This window comes from Novosphingobium cyanobacteriorum (assembly GCF_029436685.1).
GTDB lineage: Bacteria > Pseudomonadota > Alphaproteobacteria > Sphingomonadales > Sphingomonadaceae > Novosphingobium > Novosphingobium cyanobacteriorum.
The window spans coordinates 43,661-59,200 of the sequence record NZ_JAROCY010000006.1; the positions used below are offsets into that span (position 1 = coordinate 43,661).

Below are 15,540 nucleotides of genomic sequence, written 5' to 3' on the forward strand. Positions count from 1 at the left end.
TGCCAAAACGGGGCTGGGACGGATCAACAGATGCAGGGGCCGCCGCAGACCGGACCACGCGCCTTGCTGAGCGGCATGCTCCGCCAGGCCTTGCCCGCCAGCCTGCGCCTTCGCCTGCGAAAGTGGCGGCTGGGGCTCGGCGTCCCGCCCGTGGGCGGCGTGGATTTCGGCGATCTGGCCCGCACCACGCCGATTGCGCCGCACTATGGCTATCTGCGCGGTGGCGCGGTCGATCGATACTATATCGAAGGATTCCTTGCCCGGCGCGGGGCCGACATTCGCGGTCGCGTGCTTGAAGTGGCGACTGCGATCTATGCCCGCGCCTATGGCCAGGGCGTCTCCCAGGTTGATGAGCTGGACAGCATCCCCGGTCCGAACGTGGCCTTCGCGGGTGATATCGGCACGGAAGGCCTGCTGCCTTCGGATGCCTTCGACAGCATCGTCTTCACGCAGACGCTGCAATACGTGTTCGAACCGGCCGTCGCGGTGGCACAGCTCTATCGCGCGCTGAAGCCCGGCGGCGTCCTGCTGGCGACCATTCCGGTGATCACGCCATTGGAACCGGGCGACAACGGCTGGCTCTGGACCTTCACGCCCAAGGTTGCGCGTCGGCTGTTCCACGCCACGTTTGGCGCGGAAAACTGCAGCATCGAAATCCACGGCAATGTCTTTGCGGCCACCTGCTATCTCCACGGCATCGTGGTGGAAGATATCGATACGAAGATGCTTGAACCGGTGGATGAATGCTATCCGGTCACCATCGCCATCCGCGCGGTAAAACGTGCCGCATGACTTATCCCGATACGGCACGTCTTTTCGCAATTGCGAGAACCTTGGTCCATCTCTAGGCTGTTCGTCGGATAGGCGATGATGCAGGCTTTGGTGACGGACCGTCTGGAAGACGCGATTGAGGATCGGGGCGTCGCGGTGATCGTCACCACGCACAACTACGCCCGCTTCCTCGGCGATGCGATCGACAGCGTGCTGGCGCAATCCGTGCCGCCTGTCGAAGTGCTGGTGGTGGATGATGGATCCACCGATGATCCCGCCGCCGTCCTCGCCCGCTATCCCGGCGTGCGCCTTCTCGCCATTCCGCAGCAGGGCATTGCCGCCGCGCGCAACGCCGCGCTGGCGCAGGTCTCCGCGCGCTTCGTCGTCTTCCTCGATGCGGATGACGTGCTGGCCCACACGGCACTGGAATCGGGCCTTGCCTGCATGGCGGCCAATCCCGGCGCGGGCTTCGTCTATGGCGCGCACCGGCTGGTGGATGCCGACCTGAAGCCGCTGGGCGGCCCCTCGATCTGCCGGGTCCAGCCCAATGGCTGGCACTCCCTCCTGCGCGGCAACGTGGTGCAGATGCACGCGGCGGTGATATTCGATCGGGCAAAGCTGCTCGCCGTCGGCGGATACGAAGCCACGATCCCACGCTGCGAGGACTATGACCTGTTCCTGCGCATGGCGCGCCGTTTCCTGGTCGCCTGCCACCCCGCCGTCGTCGCCGATTATCGCCTGCATGGGCAGAACATGTCGTCCGATGCGGCTGAAATGCTGGCCTGGCATCTCAAGGTGCTGGACCGCAACCGGCCCGACCCTGCCGATGTCGCCGGCCTGCGCGCGTGGCGCGATGGCCAGCGCCACTGGAAAAAGGCCTTCACCAACTTCGTCTGGACGGAACGCGGCGCGCCCAGCGCCACCCGCTGGGCGCAAAGGAGAAAGATGATGCGCGTTGCGCCCCGCCTGACCCCTGCCGCCGCGCTGCGGCAGATCGTGCTGCGCGTCCTGCCCGATCCGGTGGTCGATCTGGTGCGCCGCGTGCGCAAGCCCAAGGTCACGCCCCGGCTCGGCGATTTCGATTTCGGAGATCTTGCGCGCCTTAAACCGGTCGATCCCAACTTCGGCTATGGCCGCGGCAACCCGGTGGACCGCTACTACATCGAACGCTTCCTCGACACCCACCGCAAGGATGTGAAGGGCCGGGTGCTCGAAGTGGGCACGCCGGGCTACAGCCAGATCTACGATTCGGGGATAACCCGGCAGGACGTGCTCAACGTCAACGACGATCCCGGCACCACCATCCGCGGCGATTTCGAGGACGAGGCGACGCTCCCCGCCGATACCTTCGATTGCGTGATCTTCACCCAGGCACTGCAATATGCCTATCGCCCGGAAGTGGCGCTGCGGAACCTCTATCGCACATTGAAGCCCGGCGGGGTGCTGCTGGCCACGCTGCCGGCGATCACCCCGGTCGATAACATCGAATGGCAATGGTATTGGGCCTTCGCCCCCAAGGTGGCCAACCGCCTGTTCGAAGAGACTTTCGGCCCCGGCAACTTCACGCTGGAGGTGCACGGCAACGTCTTTGCCGCCACCTGTTTTCTGCAGGGACTGGCCGTGGAAGACGTCGGCCCACGCTGGCTGGACCCGGCAGATCCGGCCTATCCGGTCAACATCACGGTGCGTGCATTGAAACGGACTGAGACGGGGTTGAAACCGACTGAGAACGACTGAGAGGGGGCTGAGCCGCCCTCAGCTCTTCTTGGGAACGGCAAAAGTGCCGCTCACCCGGCCACCCTGGCTGCCCGCGCCAACACCACCGGCACCGCCGCCCGAACGACCATCGACGCTGGAGATTCCGGTGTTCAGATCGATCACCAGCCGCCCTCCGTTCAGCGTGTCAGACCCGCGGCGCAGGGCCACGTTGCCGACCATGGTGATGATGCGGCTGTTGAAGTCATAGACCGCCACATCGCCGCTGGCGCGTTCGTTGTTGCGCGTCACCACCACGCCGCCGGTCGCGTCGATTCGCTGGATTTTCAGTTCGTTGGTGTCGGTATAGGCCACCGTGGTGCGCGCCGCGCGCAGGTTCAGCTCGGCCTGGGTGATGTCCACGTTGCCGGACAGGACCACACGGTTCGCCTTGTCCTGCAGCTCGATCCGGTCAGCGGCATAGTTCACCGGCGCATTGCTGTTGTGCGCGCCGATCCCCTGCGCCGCCAGGTGCTGCGCCCCCGCAATCAGCGCCGCCGACGCGGCGAAACCGATCGCCAGCGAGCGCATCGGGCGGGCTTTGCGGATGGTGTCGAAAGTCTGGTTCATCGTTGCTTTCCAGGCATCTGCAGCTTGCCGGGTTCCATCCGCAGCCGCGCGTGGCCATCCAGGGTGACCGTGCGCTGTTCAAGGTCGGCGATTATGCTGTCGGCCGAGAAAGTGCCAGCGGGAATACGACCTTCCACCCGGCCGTTGGAAACCATGCGGCGGGTGTTGAGATCGATGTTCGCGCCCTGCGTGACCATGCGATACCCGTCTGCGCTCTGGAAGTTCACCGCGCCCGGAACGCCGATCACCTGCTTGCCGAAATCATAATCGCCGGCGTCGGTGGTCAGGATCGCCGGCCCGTCATTCAGCATCACCCGCGCCGTCACGTCCTTCATCTCCACCACGCTTTCACGCGCGGTGTGCTGCACCGCGTTGCCTGCGGTGACAGAGAAGTTGCGCCCGCGATCGTCCTCGCCACGGTACATCGCCGAAACCACGCGCAGCCGGTCCTGCAGCATCGCCACCTTGTTGCGATCAAGCAGGAAGCTGATCTCGCCACGCGGGCTGAGCGGGGCGAGGATCATCACCGCCAGCAGGGCGCCGATGGCGGCAGGCAGGGCCGAAGCAAGGAACCGGACGATCCGATCGTGCGAACCGCCGGGCGCGGCAAAGTGCCGCCGGCTGCTGCGGATCTGGTCGGCCTGTTCAGTCATTACTCGTGGCTGAAGATGTCGCGGTCGGCCCAGCCGGCCACATCGAGCAGCGCGCGCGTCGGCAGGAAATCGAAGCAGGCCTGCGCCATCTCGGTCCGCCCTTCGCGTGCCAGCCGTTCCACGAAGATCGCGTGCATGGCGTGCAGATAGCGCACGTCGGATGCGGCATATTCCTGCTGCGCCTCGCTCAGCACCGGGCCGCCCCAGTCGCTCGACTGCTGCTGCTTGGAAATCTCCTTGCCCAGCAGTTCGCGCACCAGTTCCTTCAGTCCGTGGCGGTCGGTATAGGTGCGCACCAGCTTGCTGGCGATCTTGGTGCAGAACACCGGCGTGGCCATCACGCCCAGGTAATGCTGGATCGCCGCCAGATCGAACCGGGCGAAGTGGAACAGCTTCAGCCGTGCCGGATCGGCCAGCACCGCCTTCAGGTTCGGCGCATCATAGGCGCTGCCGGGGCCGAAGCGGACCAGGTGTTCATCACCCAGCCCGTCCGAAATCTGCACCACGCAAAGCCGGTCACGCGTGGTGACCAGACCCATCGTCTCGGTGTCGACAGCGACAATGCCCGGGGCGAGCGCGCCGGCGGGCAGATCTTCTTCGTGGAAGTAAACAGCCATTCGGACTCGCTTAGGCTTTCAACGGGGACACGGCAAGCACGGTGGCGAGAACAGCCCGCCTCAAATCCGGCCCACGCTGCTGTAGTGGAAGCCCTTTTCGCGCACTTCCACCGGATCATAGATGTTGCGCAGGTCCACCAGGATCGGTTGCGCCGCCAGCTGCTTCACCCGGTCAAGGTCCAGCGCGCGGAAGGCATCCCATTCGGTTACCAGCACCACCGCATCGGCACCCTTCACCGCTTCATAGGTGTTGGTGGCCATGGTCACGCCGGGCATCAGCGGCGCGGCCAGTTCCATGCCTTCGGGATCATAGGCGACCACTTCTGCCCCGGCATCCATCAGCGTCTGCACGATGGCGATCGACGGCGCATCGCGCATGTCATCGGTGTTGGGCTTGAAGGTCAGGCCCAGCAGGGCGATGCGCCTGCCCCGCGCCTCGCCCGCGCCGGCCTCGGCCAGCGCCTCGATCACCTTGCGGCCCATCGCGCGCTTGCGGCTGTCGTTGACCTTGGCCACCGCCTCCACGATGCGCAGGGGCGAGTTGTAGTCCTCTGCCGTCTTGAGCAGGGCCAGCGTATCCTTGGGAAAGCACGATCCGCCATAGCCCGGCCCGGCATGGAGGAACTTGGAACCGATGCGCCCGTCGAGCCCGATGCCGCGCGCCACGTCCTGCACATCGCCGCCCACCTTTTCGCACAGGTCGGCCATTTCGTTGATGAAGGTGATCTTGGTGGCGAGGAAGGCGTTGGCGGCATACTTGATCAGCTCGCTCGACCGGCGGCTGGTGAACAGGATCGGCGCCTTGTTGAGGAAGAGCGGGCGATAGACCTCGTTCATCACCGCGCGCGCCCAATCTTCCTCCGCGCCGATGACGATGCGGTCCGGCCGCTTGAAATCGCTGATCGCCGCACCTTCGCGCAGGAATTCGGGGTTGGAGACGACCGCGAACTTCACCCCCGTGCCGCTTTCGCGGATGATCCGCTCCACCTCGTCACCCGTGCCCACCGGCACGGTGGACTTGGTGACCACGACAGCCGGTGTCTTCAGCTCCGCCGCCACTTCCTGCGCCACGGCATAGACATAGCTGAGATCGGCATGGCCATCGCCACGGCGCGAAGGCGTGCCCACGGCGATGAAGATCGCCTGCGCGCCTTCGATCGAAGCGGCCAGATCGGTGCTGAACGAAAGGCGGCCCGCCTTCACGTTGCCGGCCACCAGTTCGGCAAGGCCGGGTTCGTAGATCGGCATCACGCCCGCACGCAGGCTGTCGATCTTGCCCTGGTCCTTGTCGATGCAGACCACGTCATGCCCGAAATCGGCGAAGCACGCGCCGGACACGAGGCCCACATAGCCCGAACCCACCATCGCGATCTTCATGTGCCGTCTTCCTGAAAATGCTGCCGTGCAACCGGCCGCGCGGTTAGCAAGCATGGCCGCGCGACGCAAACGCGCCCTTGCACCTGCCAATGCCGCACGCGCGCTTGCCCGGCCATGAACCGGTGGGTTACAGCCCGATCATGACAGAAAATGCAGTGCCCGAAAGCTGGGCCCCCGCGCTTGCCCCCGTGCTGGAAAGCCGCAAGGCGCGCGCGCTGGGCGGGTTCCTGAAGGCCGAGGAAGCCGCTGGCAAGACGATCTACCCGCCACGCGGCAGCCGCCTTGCCGCGCTGGAGCTGACGCCGCTTGATCAGGTGAAGGTCGTCATCCTGGGGCAGGACCCCTATCACGGACCAGGGCAGGCACATGGTCTGGCGTTTTCGGTGCAGAAGGGCGTGAAGATCCCGCCGAGCCTGGTCAACATCTACAAGGAGCTGGAAAGCGACCTGGGCATTCCCCGCGCCGACCACGGCAACCTGGAGAACTGGGCGCGACAGGGCGTGCTGCTGCTGAACAACGCGCTGACGGTGGAGGCCGGACAGGCCGGATCGCACCAGATGAAGGGGTGGGAGGAACTGACCGACGCCGCCGTCGCCGCCGTGGCGGCGCGCAGCGAGCCCACCGTGTTCGTACTGTGGGGCAGCCATGCGCAGAAGAAGGCGGCACGCGTGCCGGGCCTTGCCGATGGGCCGCACCTGGTGCTGAAGGCGCCGCATCCCAGCCCGCTGTCCGCCTATGCCGGGTTCTTCGGCAGCAGGCCGTTCAGCCAGACCAACGCCTTCCTCGATTCGCACGGGCGCGGTGCGATCGACTGGCGCGTCTGACCGGCCGAAAAAGACTGGCGGCCGATCAGCAGCTTGGGCGGTTACCGCCCGATTTGGCATGAATAGCGCTTTGCCACGCCGTTACTAACACGCATCCTCCCCGATGGACCGGACCATAGGGGAGTGACCCATGAACATCATCGACCTGCAAAAGGCCATCGGCGCCAAGCCAGACGGGATCTGGGGCGAGAAGTCACGCGCCGCGCTGATGACCGCGTTCAGCAATCCCAAGGCGGCGAAGCTTTCCGCCACCGAGGCCAAAGCCTTTGCCGACCGGCTGGGCGTTTCGACCAAGCAGCTGGCGGCAGTCGCCACCGTGGAGGCCGGCGGTGCGGGCTTCGACAAGGCCGGCCGGCCCAAGATCCTGTTCGAGCGGCACAAGTTCCACGCCTTCACCGGCGGCAGGTACTCGGTCAGCACCTTCAGCAACCCGCAGGGCGGCGGCTATAACGAAAGCAGCTGGGACAAGCTGGTGGGCGCGATCGTGACCGGATCGGTCGATGCCGCGTTCATGTCATGCTCGTGGGGCAAGTTTCAGGTGCTGGGGCAGTACTGGGCAGACTTCCACTATGATTCGCCCTTTGCGCTGGCCTTCTCCACCGTGGCGTCGGAAGCGGCGCATTACGAGTTGCTTGCCCGCTATATCGAGCACAACCACCTGCAGGACGAGATGAAGGCGCTTTCCACCAATCCGGAAACGTGCAGGGCCTTCGCCAAGGCCTATAACGGGCCGAGCTACGTGAAGTTTTCCTATCACACCAAGCTGGCCGACGCGATGAAGTGAAGGGTGGCAGGCGGGCGTCGTAGCCCCACTCCGCTGCGACCATGCCGCGCCTGCGGCTCGACTCATCTCACTCCTCGCCCCGCTGGGGAGGGGCCGGGGCTGGGGGTTCGAGGTCAGTGCTGCAGCGAAAAGGGCGCCTCCTTGCGGAAGCGCCCCTTCTTTTCGGCCGATCGCTGTGATCAGCGCGGCAGTTCGCTCACGCCCATCAGCGCCTCGTCCACCGCGCAGGCGCACTGGCGGCCTTCGCGGATGGCCCAGACGACAAGGCTCTGGCCACGACGCATGTCGCCACAGGCGAAGACGTTGTCGACGCTGGTCTTGTAGTCGACGACGTTGCCCTTCACGTTGCCGCGCGGGTCGAGCTCCACGCCCGCCTGTTCAAGCAGGCCCTGCTTGCGCGGGCCGACGAAGCCCATGGCGAGCAGGATCAGGTCGGCCTTGAGCACGAATTCGCTGCCCGGCACTTCCTGCATCTGGCCATTGACCCATTCCACGCGCACGCATTCCAGGCCGGTCACGTCGTTTTCACCCACGACGCGCTTGGTCAGCACGGCGAATTCACGCTCGCAGCCTTCCTCGTGGCTCGACGAGGTGCGCAGCTTCAGCGGCCAGTTGGGCCAGCTCAGCGCCTTGTCTTCCTTTTCCGGCGGCTTGGGCATGATCTCTAGCTGGGTAACGCTCAGCGCCCCCTGGCGGTTGGAGGTGCCGACACAGTCGGAGCCGGTGTCGCCACCGCCGATCACCACCACGTGCTTGCCCGTGGCGAGCAGCGAGCCGCGCGGGGCGGCGCGCAGTTCGTCGTCACCGGCGTTGCGCTTGTTCTGCTGGGTCAGGAATTCCATCGCCATGCGCACGCTGGGCAGTTCCGCGCCGGGGATGTTCAGCCCGCGCGGGTCTTCCGCGCCGCCCGACAGGACAACCGCGTCGAAGTTTTCCTGCAGCGACGCGAACGACACCGTCACGCCCACCTCCACGCTGGTGCGGAACTGGACGCCTTCGGCCTCCATCTGCATCGCGCGGCGATTGATCAGCTGCTTTTCCATCTTGAAGTCGGGGATGCCATAGCGCAGCAGCCCGCCGACGCGGTCATTCTTCTCGAACACCGTCACCGAATGGCCGGCGCGCGCCAGCTGCTGCGCGGCAGCAAGGCCCGCCGGGCCCGAACCGACCACGGCCACCGACTTGCCGGTCTTCTTCGACGGCACCTGCGGTGCGATCCAGCCTTCCTTCCAGCCCTTGTCCACGATCGCACACTCGATCGACTTGATGGTGACCGGCTGGTCCACGATGTTCAGCGTGCAGGCCGCCTCGCACGGGGCGGGGCAGATGCGGCCGGTGAACTCGGGGAAGTTGTTGGTCGAATGCAGGTTCTCGACCGCTTCGCGCCAGTCGTTCTCGTAGACCAGGTGGTTCCAGTCGGGGATCTGGTTGTTCACCGGGCAGCCGTTGTGACAATACGGGATGCCGCAGTTCATGCAGCGCGAAGCCTGCCCCTTCAGGCCGGCCTCGTCGTGCGGGATGATGAACTCGCGATAGTGCTTCAGGCGCTCTTCGGGAGCGTCATAGGTGCGATCCTTGCGGTCGATCTCAAGGAAACCGGTTGCCTTACCCATTGCAATCTAACCCTTACTCAGCCGCGACCGAGGCGGCGGCGAGGCGCTCGGCCTCCATCTGGCGCAGCGCCCGCGCATAATCGCGCGGCATGACCTTCACGAAGCGCGGCAGTTCCTCGGCCCAGTTGTCGAGGATCGCACGCGCGCGCTTGCTGCCGGTGTGCAGCAGGTGGCGTTCGATCAGCACGCGCAGGCGTTCCGCGTCATGGCGCAGCATGTCGCCCATGCCATAGTCGTGAACGTCGACGCCGCGCTGCTGCGGGCGACCCGTGCCCTCGTCCTCGTCGCGCTCGGCGGAAATGGGCAGCAGGTCGACCATCGCCGGATTGGCGAGCTGGGCGAAATTGCCATCCACGTCATAGACATAGGCCACACCGCCAGACATGCCTGCGGCAAAGTTGCGGCCGGTCTTGCCCAGCACGGCAACGACACCGCCGGTCATGTATTCGCAGCCATGGTCACCGGTGCCTTCGACAACCGCGATCGCGCCCGAATTGCGCACGGCAAAGCGTTCACCGGCCACACCGTTGAAGTAGGCCTCGCCCGCGATCGCGCCATAGAGCACGGTGTTGCCCACGATGATGTTCTCGGTCGCCTCGCGATCGACATGCGCCGGCTGGCGCACCACCACGCGGCCGCCCGAAAGGCCCTTGCCGACATAGTCGTTGGCATCGCCGGTCAGGTCGAGCGTGACGCCATGCGCCAGGAACGCGCCGAACGACTGGCCGGCCACGCCCTTGAACGAGACGTGGATGGTGTTGTCCGGCAGGCCCTTGTGGCCATACTTGCGGGCCACTTCGCCCGAAAGCATCGCGCCCACGGTGCGGTTGACGTTGATCACGCTGCGCTCGATGCGCACCGCCTCGCCCTTGTCCAGCGCGGGCGCGGCGGCGGCGATCAGGTCGTTGTCCAGCGCGGCTTCCAGCCCGTGGTCCTGCGTGCCGCTCCAGTTCAGCGTGGTGCCGGGGGCCGGCTCCACCTTGTGCAGCAGCTTCGACAGGTCCACGCCCTGCGCCTTCCAGTGGCTGACTGCCTTCTTCACGTCGAGCCGGTCCACGCGCCCGACCATTTCGGCCACGTTGCGGAAGCCCATCTCGGCCATGATCGCGCGCAGTTCCTCGGCCACGAAGAAGAAGTAGTTGATCACGTGCTCCGGCTGGCCGGTGAAGCGCGCGCGCAGCACCGGGTCCTGCGTGGCCACGCCGACCGGGCAGGTGTTGAGGTGGCACTTGCGCATCATGATGCAGCCCGCGGCGATCAGCGGCGCGGTGGCAAAGCCGAACTCGTCCGCGCCGAGCAGCGCGGCCACGGCCACGTCGCGCCCGGTGCGGATGCCGCCATCGGCCTGCACGCAGATGCGCGAACGCAGGTTGTTCAGCAGCAGCGTCTGCTGGGTCTCGGCCAGGCCGATCTCCCACGGCGAACCCGCGTGCGTCAGCGAGGTCAGCGGCGAAGCGCCGGTCCCGCCTTCATAGCCCGAGATCGTGACGTGGTCCGCGCGCGCCTTGGAAACGCCCGCAGCCACGGTGCCCACGCCCACTTCCGACACCAGCTTGACCGAGATGCGCGCGCCGGTGTTCACGTTCTTGAGATCGTGGATCAGCTGCGCGAGGTCTTCGATCGAATAGATGTCGTGGTGCGGCGGCGGCGAGATGAGGCCGACGCCGGGGGTGGAATGGCGGGTCTTGCCGATGGTCTTGTCGACCTTGTCGCCCGGCAGCTGGCCGCCCTCGCCAGGCTTTGCGCCCTGCGCCATCTTGATCTGCACGTCATCGGCGTTGACCAGGTATTCCGCGGTCACGCCAAAGCGGCCCGAGGCGACCTGCTTGATCGCCGAGCGCATCGAATCACCGTTGGGCAGCGGCTTGAACCGCATCGGGTCCTCGCCGCCCTCACCGGTGTTCGACTTGCCGCCGATGCGGTTCATCGCAACGGCCAGCGTGGTGTGCGCTTCCCAGCTGATCGAGCCATAGCTCATCGCGCCGGTGGCGAAGCGCTTCACGATCTCGCTCGCCGGTTCGACCTCGGAGATGTCGATCGGCTGGTCAGCCTTCTTCAGCTCCATCAGCCCGCGGATGGTCAGCATCCGTTCCGACTGGTCGTTGATCGACTGGGCGAACTCGCGATACTTCTCGGGCGTGTTGCCGCGCACCGCGTGCTGCAGGTTGGCGATGTTGCTCGCCGTCCAGGCATGCTCCTCGCCCCGCAGGCGCAGCTGGTACATGCCGCCCACGTCCAGCATCTTCTTGTAGATCGGGTTGTCGCCATAGGCCGTGGCGTGGCGGCGCACGGTCTCTTCCGCGATCTCCCTGAGCCCTACGCCTTCGATGGTCGTGGCGGTGCCGGTGAAGTACTTTTCGATAAAGGCGCTGGACAGGCCCACCGCGTCGAAGATCTGCGCGCCGCAGTACGACTGGTAGGTGGAGATGCCCATCTTGGACATCACCTTCAGGATGCCCTTGCCGATCGCCTTGATGTAGTTCTTCTGCACGTCCTTGGTCGAAAGCGGCAGATCCTTGTCGACCCGGATCGCCTCCAGCGTCTCGAACGCCAGGTACGGGTTGATCGCTTCCGCGCCATAGCCCGCCAGCACGCAGAAGTGGTGCACTTCGCGCGCTTCGCCGGTTTCCACGACAAGCCCGGTCTGCATGCGCAGGCCCTGGCGGACGAGGTGGTGGTGCACCGCCGCCGTCGCCAGCAGCGCCGGCATCGGGATACGGCTTTCGCACTGCGCGCGGTCGGACAGGATCAGGATGTTCTTGTCCGCCAGCACCGCCTCGGTCGCGGCCCAGCACATTTCCTTCACCGCCTGCTCGAGGCCATCGGCCCCGCTCGCGGCGTCCCAGGTGGTGTCGATCGTCGCGGTACGGAACGCGCCGTCGAGCGCGGCCTCGACCGAGCGGATCTTGGCGATCTCGTCATTGGTCAGGATCGGCTGGTCGACTTCCAGGCGCTTGTGGCTGCCGGCGTCGTGGCCCAGCAGGTTCGGGCGCGGCCCGATCATGCTGACCAGCGACATGACCAGCTCCTCGCGGATCGGGTCGATCGGCGGGTTGGTCACCTGCGCGAAGTTCTGCTTGAAATAGTCGTAGAGCAGGCGCGAACGCTTCGACAGCACCGCGATCGGCGTGTCGGTGCCCATCGAGCCGATCGGATCGTCACCGGCCACGGCCATCGGCTCGAGGAACTTGGTCACGTCCTCCTGCGTGTAGCCGAAGGCCTGCTGGCGATCGAGCAGCGAGGTCGTCTCCACCGGCAGCGCGGCCAGCTCGGGCTCCACCACTTCAAGCTCCTTGAGCTTGTACTGCGCGGATTCCAGCCACTCCTCGTAAGGCTCCGCCCCGGCGAGTTCGGCCTTGATCTCCTCGTCCTCGACGATGCGGCCCTTTTCCATGTCGATCAGCAACATGCGGCCGGGCTGCAGGCGCCACTTGCGGACGATGTCCTCCTCGCGGAAGGGCAGCACGCCGCTTTCCGAAGCCATGCAGATCAGGTCGTCGCGGGTGATCGAGAAGCGCGCGGGGCGCAGCCCGTTGCGGTCCAGGGTCGCGCCGATCTGGCGGCCATCGGTAAAGGCCACCGCCGCCGGGCCGTCCCACGGCTCCATCAGCGCGGCGTGGTATTCATAGAACGCGCGGCGCTTGCCATCCATCAGCGGGTTGCCGGCCCAGGCTTCGGGGATCAGCATCATCACCGCGTGCGCCAGCGAATAACCACCCGCGAGTAGCAGCTCGAGCGCGTTGTCGAGGCTCGCCGTGTCCGACTGGCCGTGCGGGATGATCGGCCACATCTTGTCGAGATCGGGGCCGAGCAGTTCGGATTCCATGGTGCGGCGGCGCGCATTCATCCAGTTCACGTTGCCGCGAACGGTGTTGATCTCGCCGTTGTGCGCCACGAAGCGGAACGGATGCGCCAGCTTCCAGCTGGGGAAGGTGTTGGTCGAAAAGCGCTGGTGAACCAGGCCCAGCGCCGAAACGCAGTCCGGATCGCGCAGGTCGTCATAGAAGCCGCCCACCTGGGTCGCCAGCAGCAAGCCCTTGTAGACGATGGTGCGCGACGAGAAGCTGGGCATGTAGAGCTGCGTCACGCCCGGCAGGTCGAACTTTTCGGCCATGGCGGCCAGCGGGTTCTGCGTCTGCTTGCGGATCGCCAGCAGCTTGCGCTCGAACGCGTCCTGATCGGGCGTGCCGGCGCCCCGCGCGATCACGCACTGGCGGATCACCGGCATCTGTTCGATCACGGTCTTGCCCAGGCCCGCCACGGTGGTGGGCACGTCGCGCCAGCCGACCAGTTCCTGGCCTTCCTTGGCGATGAACTTCTCGAAGAATTCGATCACGAAGTTCCGGCTGGGCTCGTCCTGCGGCAGGAAGCACATCGCCACGGCATAGTCGCCCGGCGCAGGCAGTGTCTTGCCCTCGGCAGTGGCCCACTTGCGGAACAGCGCATCGGGCAGCTGGATCAGGATGCCCGCGCCATCGCCCAGCAGCGGGTCCGCGCCCACCGCGCCGCGGTGGTCCAGGTTGTGCAGGATCTGCAGCGCCTGTTCGATAATCGCGTGGCTTTTCTGCCCCTTGATGTGGGCAATGAAGCCCACGCCACAGGCGTCATGCTCGTTACGCGGATCGTAGAGGCCCTGAACCGGCGGAAAACCCATCTCGAATTTGTTCCTGCATCCAGAAAGAAGGAATACGCGCGCGAATCACCGCCCGGAAAAGGCGATGAAAGTTGCGCGAATGTCCCCCATGACTGCAGGATTGTTATTTTGCAACCGCGAGAAGGGGCAGCGGGCCCAGAAGGCCGTTGGAAATAGGAATGCGATCACAGAATGGGGGGGCAGAACGCCCCCTCATCCCGCATTTTATCTTTGAATTTCAACCCTTCGCCGTCATCCGTTGCAGCGTTGCCAGCGCAGCGCGAAGTGCACGATCGGCCTCTTCTGGATCAACCTGCGGGGCGGCGGGTGGGGTGAAAATCTGGCGGGGTGCCTCCCCTGTCGCCTGCGGCCGGGCGAACGGGCCCTGTCCGGGGAAGACCACGACCGGTTCTACCTCGGTCATGTCATCTTCGGCCACGCCATCCGTTTCGGGAGCATCGGCGGCCAGCGCATCAAGCGGCAGGTCCACCCGCACGAACTCCTGGCGGGGCAGCGGCGCGGGCATGTCCACCAGCGAGGGATAGCGCTCCTCGGGCACGGGCGGCTCGGGCTCGGCATCATCGGACTGGGGGATCGCCACCGGCTGAAGCGGCGTGCGACCCAGGAAGCGCGGCACGATGACCTCTTCCTCGTCCTCGTCGTCCTGTGTGACGGGTGCGATATCCGCTTCCTGCGAACGCAGCGAAACGATGCGCTGGATCGGCTTTTGCACCAGCGGCGAATAGGGCAGCGGCTGGATGCCTTCCGCACGGTCGCTTGCCGGCGTGGTCGGCTCGTCCTCTTCGCCACGCACGGTCACATCCGGAGCGGGCGAAGCGCCCAGCCGCATCGCCAGCGGGCCCGAACGCGCCTGATCGAACAAGGGCGAACGGAAGAGAGCGCGCGCAGGCTGGCTGAACGGTGCAAGGTCCGCTGCCGTTTCGGGTTCCGCATCATCAACAGGCTCCGCCACCGGCGGAACAACCATTTCCGGCGCGGGCCGGGTTTCAATTGCCGGCGCGAATGCTTCGTCCTGCGGCTGCGCCATTGCCTGGGCCTGCGCCAATTCCTGCGCCTGCTCCTGCAGTGCGCGGCGTTCGGCAATGGCCAGCGCCAGACGCTCGATCAGCTGGACCAGGCCCAGCGTGCCAAGCGGTGCCTCGGCCACCGGTGAGCGCGGCGCGCCGGGTACGACCGGTTCGGGCATGGCGAAGATCGGGGCCATGGTCGGCCGGGCAGGTGCGGCGGCCACCGTCTCGACTTCGGCCTGCTCGATCTCGTCGGCATCGTCAGCCATGGCGTCAGCCGCTGTCTCGGGCTGATCAAACGGCTGGGCCTCGAGTTCAGCTTCGAATGCGGCCTCGCCTTCATCAACCGCGACAAACTCGGCGTAATCGGTCGGTTCGGCTTGCTCCGCCTCTGCCACGGGATCGGCAGAGTAGACGTCATCGTAAGGCGCGTCTTCCGCAGGGGCCGGGGCGATCGGTTCGGCGGCGATGTCCTCGCTGAGGATCAGAGGCTGGCACACCGGCACTTCCACGTCGCGCCACGCAGCCCGGCCCGTGCTTTCGGCGGGTGCATCAGGCACCACCGAACGGCGGCGCGGGCTGGCATGGGGCGAGGCGGGCCTGAGCCTGAGGCCGATCAGCGCGCCAAGGCCAAGGCCGACGACAGTCAACATGATGGCGACGAGCGCATGCGCCGTGGCGCCCAGCGGCGGCGCTGCAGCCGGAACCAGCGCGGGCAGCCCGGTCATGGCAACGATTCGTTCCAGCACCGAAGCGGGCACCGCAAAGCTGCCGAGCCCGAACAGGGCCCCGAACCAGAGTGCGACAAGCGCGGGAAACAGCGGATGCGCCGTGATCGGCTGGGCGGGCTTGCGCTTCTTCGGTTTCACGTGCGTTCGAGTCCCCGGATACCTTATCGGCCTTGATCGCCCCCGG

At 66.0% G+C, this 15,540-nt stretch carries 11 protein-coding genes; 4 read left to right on the forward strand and 7 right to left on the reverse strand.

The genetic code is table 11. From position 1 onward, the window contains the following. Positions 1 to 30: 30 nt before the first annotated feature. Complete coding sequence (locus tag POM99_RS07950; protein WP_277276504.1) at positions 31 to 792, forward strand: class I SAM-dependent methyltransferase; 762 nt, start codon at positions 31 to 33, stop codon at positions 790 to 792. Positions 793 to 867: 75 nt separating this feature from the next. Beyond that, positions 868 to 2,508 carry a glycosyltransferase gene (locus tag POM99_RS07955; protein ID WP_277276506.1) on the forward strand — a complete coding sequence of 547 codons (1,641 nt, stop codon included), beginning with the start codon at positions 868 to 870 and terminating at the stop codon, positions 2,506 to 2,508. 18 nt (positions 2,509 to 2,526) lie between these two features. Here the strand turns inward: POM99_RS07955 and POM99_RS07960 are convergent, their stop codons facing one another. Genes POM99_RS07960 through POM99_RS07975 form a run of 4 tightly spaced genes read right to left on the reverse strand, consistent with a single transcriptional unit; the run spans position 2,527 to position 5,743 of the window. Next, positions 2,527 to 3,096, reverse strand: coding sequence for an LptA/OstA family protein (locus tag POM99_RS07960; RefSeq protein ID WP_277276508.1), 570 nt, complete (start codon positions 3,094 to 3,096; stop codon positions 2,527 to 2,529). After that, positions 3,093 to 3,749, reverse strand: coding sequence for an LPS export ABC transporter periplasmic protein LptC (locus POM99_RS07965; protein WP_277276510.1), 657 nt, complete (start codon positions 3,747 to 3,749; stop codon positions 3,093 to 3,095). Before POM99_RS07965 ends, POM99_RS07960 begins: the two co-directional genes overlap by 4 nt. Continuing rightward, positions 3,749 to 4,366 carry a ribonuclease D gene (locus POM99_RS07970; RefSeq protein WP_277276512.1) on the reverse strand — a complete coding sequence of 206 codons (618 nt, stop codon included), beginning with the start codon at positions 4,364 to 4,366 and terminating at the stop codon, positions 3,749 to 3,751. Before POM99_RS07970 ends, POM99_RS07965 begins: the two co-directional genes overlap by 1 nt. Positions 4,367 to 4,426: 60 nt before the next feature. Further along, positions 4,427 to 5,743, reverse strand: coding sequence for a UDP-glucose dehydrogenase family protein (locus tag POM99_RS07975; RefSeq protein ID WP_277276514.1), 1,317 nt, complete (start codon positions 5,741 to 5,743; stop codon positions 4,427 to 4,429). Positions 5,744 to 5,883: 140 nt separating this feature from the next. On the opposite strand from POM99_RS07975, the gene ung reads away from it, so the two are divergent. Both ung and POM99_RS07985 read left to right on the forward strand, forming a co-directional pair. Continuing rightward, positions 5,884 to 6,567 (forward strand): uracil-DNA glycosylase, encoded by a 684-nt coding sequence (ung, locus tag POM99_RS07980; protein WP_277276516.1) that lies wholly within the window; start codon positions 5,884 to 5,886, stop codon positions 6,565 to 6,567. A 130-nt stretch (positions 6,568 to 6,697) separates the two neighbouring features. After that, on the forward strand, positions 6,698 to 7,351 hold the full coding sequence (locus POM99_RS07985; RefSeq protein ID WP_277276518.1) for an N-acetylmuramidase domain-containing protein: 654 nt from the start codon (positions 6,698 to 6,700) through the stop codon (positions 7,349 to 7,351). Positions 7,352 to 7,530: 179 nt separating this feature from the next. On the opposite strand, the gene POM99_RS07990 is transcribed toward POM99_RS07985, so the two are convergent. The 3 genes from POM99_RS07990 to POM99_RS08000 all read right to left on the reverse strand — a co-directional run bounded on the left by POM99_RS07990 (position 7,531) and on the right by POM99_RS08000 (position 15,494). Beyond that, entirely contained in the window at positions 7,531 to 8,964 is a 1,434-nt protein-coding gene (locus tag POM99_RS07990) for a glutamate synthase subunit beta (protein WP_277276520.1), read from the reverse strand. A 13-nt stretch (positions 8,965 to 8,977) separates the two neighbouring features. Beyond that, positions 8,978 to 13,618 carry a glutamate synthase large subunit gene (gene gltB, locus POM99_RS07995; RefSeq protein WP_277276522.1) on the reverse strand — a complete coding sequence of 1,547 codons (4,641 nt, stop codon included), beginning with the start codon at positions 13,616 to 13,618 and terminating at the stop codon, positions 8,978 to 8,980. A 217-nt stretch (positions 13,619 to 13,835) separates the two neighbouring features. Then, positions 13,836 to 15,494 carry a hypothetical protein gene (locus POM99_RS08000; RefSeq protein ID WP_277276523.1) on the reverse strand — a complete coding sequence of 553 codons (1,659 nt, stop codon included), beginning with the start codon at positions 15,492 to 15,494 and terminating at the stop codon, positions 13,836 to 13,838. Positions 15,495 to 15,540 lie beyond the last annotated feature (46 nt).

Excerpts from the sequence above, each read along its gene's own strand:
- POM99_RS07950 (WP_277276504.1), top strand. The coding sequence starts at position 31 with ATGCAGGGGCCGCCGCAGACCGGACCACGCGCCTTGCTGAGCGGCATG.
- POM99_RS07955 (WP_277276506.1), top strand. The coding sequence starts at position 868 with ATGATGCAGGCTTTGGTGACGGACCGTCTGGAAGACGCGATTGAGGAT.
- POM99_RS07960 (WP_277276508.1), bottom strand. The coding sequence starts at position 3,096 with ATGAACCAGACTTTCGACACCATCCGCAAAGCCCGCCCGATGCGCTCG.
- POM99_RS07965 (WP_277276510.1), bottom strand. The coding sequence starts at position 3,749 with ATGACTGAACAGGCCGACCAGATCCGCAGCAGCCGGCGGCACTTTGCC.
- POM99_RS07970 (WP_277276512.1), bottom strand. The coding sequence starts at position 4,366 with ATGGCTGTTTACTTCCACGAAGAAGATCTGCCCGCCGGCGCGCTCGCC.
- POM99_RS07975 (WP_277276514.1), bottom strand. The coding sequence starts at position 5,743 with ATGAAGATCGCGATGGTGGGTTCGGGCTATGTGGGCCTCGTGTCCGGC.
- ung (WP_277276516.1), top strand. The coding sequence starts at position 5,884 with ATGACAGAAAATGCAGTGCCCGAAAGCTGGGCCCCCGCGCTTGCCCCC.
- POM99_RS07985 (WP_277276518.1), top strand. The coding sequence starts at position 6,698 with ATGAACATCATCGACCTGCAAAAGGCCATCGGCGCCAAGCCAGACGGG.
- POM99_RS07990 (WP_277276520.1), bottom strand. The coding sequence starts at position 8,964 with ATGGGTAAGGCAACCGGTTTCCTTGAGATCGACCGCAAGGATCGCACC.
- gltB (WP_277276522.1), bottom strand. The coding sequence starts at position 13,618 with ATGGGTTTTCCGCCGGTTCAGGGCCTCTACGATCCGCGTAACGAGCAT.